7 protein-coding genes are annotated in these 7214 nt (G+C 60.0%); 4 read left to right on the top strand and 3 right to left on the bottom strand.

What is annotated here, in order from left to right:
* Positions 1–499 precede the first annotated feature (499 nt).
* Both rhtA and BMW74_RS15280 read left to right on the top strand, forming a co-directional pair.
* A complete protein-coding gene (gene rhtA, locus BMW74_RS15285) occupies positions 500–1387 on the top strand; it encodes a threonine/homoserine exporter RhtA (protein ID WP_093422409.1) in 888 nt (295 codons plus the stop codon).
* A gap of 165 nt (positions 1388–1552) precedes the next feature.
* Positions 1553–1834: a hypothetical protein gene (locus BMW74_RS15280; protein ID WP_093422405.1), complete on the top strand. Its 282-nt coding sequence runs from the start codon at positions 1553–1555 to the stop codon at positions 1832–1834.
* Positions 1835–1842: 8 nt separating this feature from the next.
* Here the strand turns inward: BMW74_RS15280 and BMW74_RS15275 are convergent, their stop codons facing one another.
* Positions 1843–2415, bottom strand: coding sequence for a TetR/AcrR family transcriptional regulator (locus BMW74_RS15275; RefSeq protein WP_093422402.1), 573 nt, complete (start codon positions 2413–2415; stop codon positions 1843–1845).
* Positions 2416–2507: 92 nt separating this feature from the next.
* Between BMW74_RS15275 and BMW74_RS15270 the strand changes: the two genes are divergently transcribed.
* Positions 2508–3248 carry an SDR family oxidoreductase gene (locus BMW74_RS15270; RefSeq protein WP_093422398.1) on the top strand — a complete coding sequence of 247 codons (741 nt, stop codon included), beginning with the start codon at positions 2508–2510 and terminating at the stop codon, positions 3246–3248.
* 36 nt (positions 3249–3284) lie between these two features.
* On the top strand, positions 3285–3875 hold the full coding sequence (locus BMW74_RS15265; RefSeq protein ID WP_093422394.1) for a 2-hydroxychromene-2-carboxylate isomerase: 591 nt from the start codon (positions 3285–3287) through the stop codon (positions 3873–3875).
* A 42-nt stretch (positions 3876–3917) separates the two neighbouring features.
* On the opposite strand, the gene BMW74_RS15260 is transcribed toward BMW74_RS15265, so the two are convergent.
* Both BMW74_RS15260 and BMW74_RS15255 read right to left on the bottom strand, forming a co-directional pair.
* Positions 3918–5726, bottom strand: coding sequence for an aminopeptidase P family protein (locus BMW74_RS15260; RefSeq protein ID WP_093422389.1), 1809 nt, complete (start codon positions 5724–5726; stop codon positions 3918–3920).
* A 58-nt stretch (positions 5727–5784) separates the two neighbouring features.
* Complete coding sequence (locus BMW74_RS15255) at positions 5785–6954, bottom strand: cysteine desulfurase family protein (protein ID WP_093422384.1); 1170 nt, start codon at positions 6952–6954, stop codon at positions 5785–5787.
* Between the last annotated feature and the right edge of the window lie 260 nt (positions 6955–7214).

The raw sequence follows: 7214 nt of genomic DNA, 5'->3' as shown, positions 1-7214 counted from the left end.
GCAGCCTCTGTTACTGTCAAGCGGTTATTTTAAGAAGCTTTCAAAGTTTCCCTTGCAACTTCAACCACTTGCGCTTCCAATCTCTCGTCAGCGGGAGGCGAATTCTACAGCGTTACACGCTGCTGTCAACACCTCTTTCTCGCCGCTTTCGACCGAGAAGATCGAACCGTTGATAGTGTCAAACCAGCCGACCCTAACAACTCCTTCCAGGCTTCGATGAACTGAAGCAACCTGCTGCCGAAAACTGCATAACTCTTTGTTTACCAAGGAGTTTTCCGTTTCGACTGCGCCGGAAGTGGGGCGAATTATAGACTTCCAGGATCTCCCGTCAAGCATTGATTTGATTTATCTATCGAAAACGGCGGAACGCCCTAAAAACAGGGCTATCACACAAAACGACACAAACACTGCGCAGTATATTGCTCAAGCTGTTGCACTTGAGCATGATGTGCTCCATGCACACCACCTTGCTTCCTTATTACCTGGACGACGCCCCTCAATGAATGACCAACCCCGCAGCCTTGCATCGACTCTGTTCCCGGTTGGCCTGCTATTAATCGCCATGGCATCAATCCAGACCGGGGCATCCCTGGCCAAAAGCATGTTCCCGGTCGTGGGCGCGCAAGGCACTACGACCCTGCGCTTGATATTCGCCAGTGTGATCATGATTTTGCTGTTGCGCCCCTGGAAAGCTCGGCTCACCGCCCAGTCCCTGCGCACGGTCGTTGTCTACGGGGCGGCGCTGGGCGGCATGAACCTTCTCTTCTATATGTCACTACAGACCGTTCCACTCGGTATTGCGGTTGCGTTGGAGTTCACTGGCCCACTCGCGGTAGCTATATATGCATCACGCAAGGCCATCGACTTTCTATGGATCGGCCTGGCGATCGTTGGCTTGCTCCTGCTGATACCGACCGATGCTGCGAGCGCGAGTATTGACCTCGTGGGGGCAGGATACGCGCTGGCGGCCGGTGTTTGCTGGGCGCTGTATATCCTGTTTGGCCAGAAGGCCGGTGCCGACAACGGTGTTCAGACCGCCGCGCTCGGCGTGATGATTGCCGCGCTCTTTGTCACACCTTTCGGGATCGCCCATGCAGGGACTTCGTTGCTGACCTTTTCCATCATCCCCATAGCTCTTGGCGTGGCCGTGCTATCGACAGCCCTGCCATACACCCTGGAGATGATTGCCCTCACACGATTGCCCGCCCGTACCTTCGGTACCCTGATGAGTATCGAGCCCGCGTTTGGCGCGCTATCGGGCCTGGTTTTTCTCCACGAATACCTGTCTTTTGCGCAGTGGATGGCCATCTGTTGCATCATTCTGGCTTCCGTCGGGGCGACCCTGACCATGCGCCCTGAATCAAAACCCTTGATCGCCGCCGATTGAGATACATTCCTATAGGGGTCTGGTATTTGCCGGCCAATTAGGCCATGTTTAGCAACCACTTAATGGCTGGTATGGATTTTTCGAGTAGGAAAATCGAACAGAGCACAACGAAAGCGCACGCTGTCAGACTCGGGCATAAGACCCGAGACCGTATTAGGGAAGGGAATGAAGCGATTTTTGGTGTTTGTAGCTGTACTGGCTATCGCAGGTTGTGCGGCGACGTCTAAAACCGAAGTCAAACGCGGAAAAAAGGGGCTGCATATCAGTTGCTCCGGCCTCTCGTCCTCTTGGGATCAGTGCAACAAAACGGCTGCCAACGCCTGCGGCCCGAAAGGTTACAAGGTCATTGCCAAGTCCGGGGACGCCGGCGAAGAGCCGGGGGACTACCTCTTTGGCCTGAACCCAGCGGGTTACACCAGCCGCAGCATGATAGTGATCTGCAAGTAGCGTCTGCATCACTCCGTTGTTTTCTGACGTGCAATCTGGCGCCCTATTTCATCCTGGCTGGATTGCAAGACACTACGCTGCAGGTCCGTGTTCACCAGCATCCGCGCAACCACCAATGCGCCTACGCACTGCGAGAGAATCGCCCACGCCAGACTTTCGCTCTCCAGGATACGCGCCCAGCTCTCGTGCAGCCGGCAGATCCATCGCTCGGCTTGCTCGCGCACATCAACGGTAGAACGAGCAATCTCGGCCCCCAATGCCGGCAGCGCACAGCCTGACTCCGGGTGTTCGACATGGGCCATGCTCAAGTAATGCTTGAGACAACGCTCCAACTTGGCCCCGCTCAACTCCCCTTCCCCACTCAAGCGCGCCAGACTCTGACGCAGTTCACGCTCGACAATCGATGCAAACAGCTCATCCTTCGACGCGAAGTGGCTGTAGAACGCGCCACCACTCAGCCCAATGGCTTTCATCAAGCCGTCGACACCCACCGTAGAGAAACCTGCCGCCTTGGCCGACACCGAACTGCTTTCCAGCAGCTTCTCCCTGGTTTCCAGTTTGTGACTGGCCGAATAACGCATCGCTCTACCTCGAAATTTCATCGCCTTGACGTTCGCTGGATCGTAGCATAACGTTCGTTTAGCTAACGACCGTTTACCAAAGAGCGATAACGATGACTACTGCTATCAACAACAAGAAAGTCGTACTGGTTGTCGGTGCCGGTGATGCCACCGGCGGCGCCATTGCCAAGCGCTTCGCCCAGGAGGGTTATGTCGCGTGCGTCACCCGCCGCAGCGCCGACAAACTGCAACCCCTGGTGGAGGCCATCAAGGCCACGGGCGGTGAAGCCCATGGCTTTGCCTGTGATGCGCGCAAGGAAGAGGATGTCGTTGCCCTGGTCGAGCGGATCGAAACCCATATCGGCCCGATTGAAGCCTTCGTCTTTAATATCGGCGCCAATGTGCCCTGCAGCATTCTCGAAGAAACCGCCCGCAAGTACTTCAAGATCTGGGAAATGGCCTGCTTCTCCGGGTTTCTCAATGGCCGAGAAGTGGCCAAGCGCATGGCTACCCGCCAACGGGGCACCATCCTGTTTACCGGCGCCACCGCCGGCCTGCGCGGCGCCGCAGGTTTTGCTGCGTTTGCCGGCGCCAAGCATGGCATCCGCGCCCTGGCCCAAAGCATGGCTCGCGAACTGGGCCCAATGAACATTCACGTCGCCCATGTGGTCGTCGACGGGGCCATCGACACCGACTTTATCCGTAACAGCTTCCCGGAAAAGTACGCCCTCAAGGATCAAGACGGCATTCTCAACCCCGAGCACATCGCTGAAAACTACTGGTACCTGCACCGTCAGCCCCGCGACGCGTGGACGTTTGAACTGGACCTGCGCCCCTGGAATGAACGCTGGTAAGCCTGCCCCTACAACAATAATCAGAGTCCATCGACCATGAGCAAGAACGTAGAGTTTTACTTTGACCTCGGCAGCCCGGCAACTTACCTGGCCTACACCCAACTGCCGGCGATCTGCGAGCGCAGTGGCAGCCAACTGATCTACCACCCGATGCTGCTGGGCGGTGTATTCAAGGCCACCGGCAACGCCTCGCCGGCAGCGATCCCAGCCAAGGGCCGCTACATGTTCCTCGACCTGGAGCGCTACGCCAAACGCTATGGCGTACCGTTCAAGCTCAATCCGCACTTCCCCATCAATACCTTGCTGCTGATGCGCGCCGTCACGGGTATTCAACGGCGCCAGCCCGAACGTTTCCTCGACTTTATCGACTGCTTGTTCCGGGCGATGTGGGTAGACGGGCGCAACCTGAACGATCCGGCGACCGTTGCCGCGGTGTTGAGCGAGCACGGTTTTGATCCCCATCAGGTGCTGGCCCTGACGGCGGACGAGCAGGTGAAAGCCGCACTCAAGGACACGACCGAGCACGCGATCAAGCGAGGGGTGTTTGGCGCACCGAGCATGTTCGTCGATGGCCAGTTGTTCTTTGGTCAGGACCGCCTGGAGTTTGTTCGAGAGGCCCTGAGCTAAGGGCAATGCGCCGCCCGCCACAACGGGCGGCGCAATCCGGACTCAGATCGCGGCTGTACGAGCAGTCAGCCACGCCAAGGCGGCACCGTCCAGCAATGGGCTCAGTCGTCGGCGAACTTCGGCGTGATAGCCATTGAACCACTGGCGCTCGTCCTCGCTCAGCAACGACACATCCAGGCAACGTGTATCGATCGGGCACAGGGTCAGGGTTTCGAATTTGAGAAACTCACCGAACTCACTGCTACCCGCCACGCAGTTCAACACCAGGTTCTCGATCCGCACCCCCCAGCGGCCTGGACGATAGGTGCCCGGTTCGATCGAGGTGATCATCCCCGGTTGCATCGCGGTTTGTGGCGCGGGCGCCGCTTGATAGGCGATGACCTGTGGGCCTTCGTGCACATTGAGGAAGTAACCCACGCCGTGCCCGGTGCCATGACCGTAGTCAACCTGGTCGGCCCAGATCGGTGCGCGCGCGATGGCGTCGAGCAGCGGCGACAGAATGCCCCGTGGGAACTGCGCCCGGGACAAGGCAATCACGCCCTTGAGCACCCGGGTGCAATCGCGTTTCTGCTCAGCCGTCGGCGTGCCGACTGGCACCATCCGGGTAATGTCAGTCGTGCCACCTAGGTACTGGCCGCCGGAGTCGATCAACAACAGGCCATCACCCTCGATCACCGCATGCTCTTCGGGCGTCGCGTGATAGTGCGGCATCGCGCCGTTGGCGTTGTAGGCCGCGATGGTATTGAAGCTCAGCGACACATAGCCCGGCCGCCGCGTACGCGCAGCCGTCAGGTGCTCGTCGATGGTCAATTCGGTGATGCGCTCGCGCCCCAGTGCGCTGTCGAGCCAGGTGAAGAACTCGCAGAGCGCAGCACCGTCCTGCTCCATGGCCAGACGAATATGCTCGGCATCGGCCAGGCTTTTCTGCGACTTGGCCAGGGTGGTCGGATTCAACCCTTCTATCAGCCTGACGCCGCTATTGAGGTTGTCCAGCAAACCCACGGTCACCCGCGCAGGGTCGACCTGTAGGCTGGCACCCTCGGGTATCGCGGCCAGGGCCTGCACCACTTCGCTGTAGTCGCGCAGGGTCACGCCATCGTGTTCAAGCGCCGCACGCAGTGCCGTATCCACCTTGCTCAGGGCAACGAACAGGGTGGCCTGCTGCTGGCCGATCAGGGCAAAGGAAACGAATACCGGGTTGAACGACACATCGCCGCCCCGCAGGTTGAACAGCCAGGCGATGTCGTCGAGGGTGGCCATGAAGTGCCAGTCGGCACTACGCCCGCTCAGGGCTTCGCGCAACGTCGCGAGCTTTTCGCCACGGCTAACGGTGGCCTGCGGTGGCAAGTGCGGGTAGATCGGCTGCATCGGCAGGCTCGGCCGGTCGCTCCAGACTTCACTCAACAGATCGATGTCGGTGCGCAGGCGAGCGCCCCGCTCGGTCAGCTTGCTGCCCAAGGAGCGTGCCGAGGCCAGCGCCATCACCGCACCATCCACCGCAACAACACCCCCTTCAGGGGTTTGCTCGGCCAGCCACTCCAACGGCCCTGGCTGGCCTGGTTGCAGCTTGACCAACTCGATGCCACTGCCCTTGAGTTCCTTGGTCGCCTGTTCCCAATAGCGGCTATCGGCCCAGACCCCGGCGAAATCCTGGGTCACGATCAATGTGCCAACCGAGCCATGAAAGCCCGACAACCACTGGCGCCCCTGCCAATAACCCGGCAGGTATTCCGACAAGTGCGGGTCAGCCGACGGCACGAGCAACGCGTGGATGCCCTCCCGCGTCATCAGCTCACGGGTTTGCGCCAGGCGCTGGGGAACCGTTCCTTGGGTCAAAGGCTGTGTGCTCATCATGTCTCCTGCTAACCACTTTGATTGTGTTATAGCGCGCTGACTTATGGTCGGCGCATCAGGGTTGGGCGGTCGCCCAGAACGCCGGTGCAGTGGCGATTGCTGCCTTGATCAAATGAGCGGCCTGGTCGATATCCGGCTCGGTGGTGAAGCGCCCCAGGCTCAGGCGGATGGTCCGCCCCGCCGCCCGTGCGTCATGCCCCAGGGCCAGCAGCACATGGGAAGGCGCGTTGCTGGCGGAGTTACATGCCGAGGTCGCCGAGAATGCAATTGACGCGCTCAAGGCCTGGGAATTGAACTCGCCGTCATTGAACGTCAGGCTCAAGGTATGAGGGATGCGCTGGGTCGGGCTGCCGTTGAGTTGCAGGCCGGCGATACTGCCAAGCTGCTCAAGCAAGCGCGCGCGCAGCCGCGAGATGGCCTGGTGTTCTTCGGCAAAATGCTCGGTGGCCAACGCGAAAGCGGCGCCCATGCCAGCGATCTGATGGGTCGCCAGTGTGCCGGAACGCAAACCACCCTCGTGCCCGCCACCATGGATCTGCGCCTGTAAGCGCTGCTGGGCACGCGGGCCAACGTAGAGTGCACCGATGCCTTTGGGCCCATAGACCTTGTGCGCAGAAAACGACATCAAGTCCACCGGCCACTGGGCCAGGTCAATCGCCACTTTGCCGGCGCCTTGTGCGGCGTCGACATGGAACAGCGCACCGTGCTCACGCACCCGCTGGCCGATGGCCGGGATGTCGTTGACCGTGCCCAGTTCGTTGTTGACCAGCATCAGCGACACCAGGAAGGTGTCCTCGCGCAACGCCTCATTGACGGCCTGCACCGTGATCACGCCATCGGCGTCCGGCAGCAGGTAGGTGACATCGACCCCGCTCCCCTGCAGTTGCTTTGCCGTATCGAGAATGGCCTTGTGCTCGATTTGGCTGGTGATGATATGCCCGCCAGACACGCTGCGGGCCTGGGCCACGCCTTTGAGCGCGAGGTTGTTGGATTCAGTGGCGCCGGAGGTCCAGACGATCTGCTGGGCTTGCGCGCCCACCAGGCCAGCGACTTGCTCACGTGCCTGCTCGACCGAGCACCGGGCCTGCTGGCCAAACGCGTGGGAGCTGGAGGCCGGGTTGCCGAAGTTGCCGTTGAACCCCAGGCAATCAACCATCACCTGGATGACCCGCTCATCCACCGGCGTGGTAGCGGCGTAATCAAAATATAAAGGACGCTTATTCATAAAAGACTCGCAGAGCATGTTCCGGGATCAGCTGTATTGAATGGAGTCGCCGTACGGCGCCAACGGTAGATGGCGCACGGTAGCAGGCGTTCAGCAATACCCGATCGGATGCAGTTAAAGAAGCACAACTTCATTTAAAAGTGCGTAGGAACGCTCCTGAAGTTGAGCTTAACAGGCATCGGACACCCGGTTGAAGCGCCAGTCCGCTAAAGCGCGGGTGCCGCATCGGATCCGAGAGGGCCACCCACGGCGAGGCGATG

Origin of the sequence: Pseudomonas sp. ok272 (assembly GCF_900109995.1) — a bacterium.
Lineage (GTDB): Bacteria > Pseudomonadota > Gammaproteobacteria > Pseudomonadales > Pseudomonadaceae > Aquipseudomonas.
The sequence above is the reverse complement of the archived record's forward strand: the minus strand, read 5'-3'. Positions and strand labels throughout refer to the sequence as shown.

Coding starts and splice junctions, on each gene's coding strand:
- rhtA (WP_093422409.1), top strand. CDS start 500: ATGAATGACCAACCCCGCAGCCTTGCATCGACTCTGTTCCCGGTTGGC.
- BMW74_RS15280 (WP_093422405.1), top strand. CDS start 1,553: ATGAAGCGATTTTTGGTGTTTGTAGCTGTACTGGCTATCGCAGGTTGT.
- BMW74_RS15275 (WP_093422402.1), bottom strand. CDS start 2,415: ATGCGTTATTCGGCCAGTCACAAACTGGAAACCAGGGAGAAGCTGCTG.
- BMW74_RS15270 (WP_093422398.1), top strand. CDS start 2,508: ATGACTACTGCTATCAACAACAAGAAAGTCGTACTGGTTGTCGGTGCC.
- BMW74_RS15265 (WP_093422394.1), top strand. CDS start 3,285: ATGAGCAAGAACGTAGAGTTTTACTTTGACCTCGGCAGCCCGGCAACT.
- BMW74_RS15260 (WP_093422389.1), bottom strand. CDS start 5,726: ATGAGCACACAGCCTTTGACCCAAGGAACGGTTCCCCAGCGCCTGGCG.
- BMW74_RS15255 (WP_093422384.1), bottom strand. CDS start 6,954: ATGAATAAGCGTCCTTTATATTTTGATTACGCCGCTACCACGCCGGTG.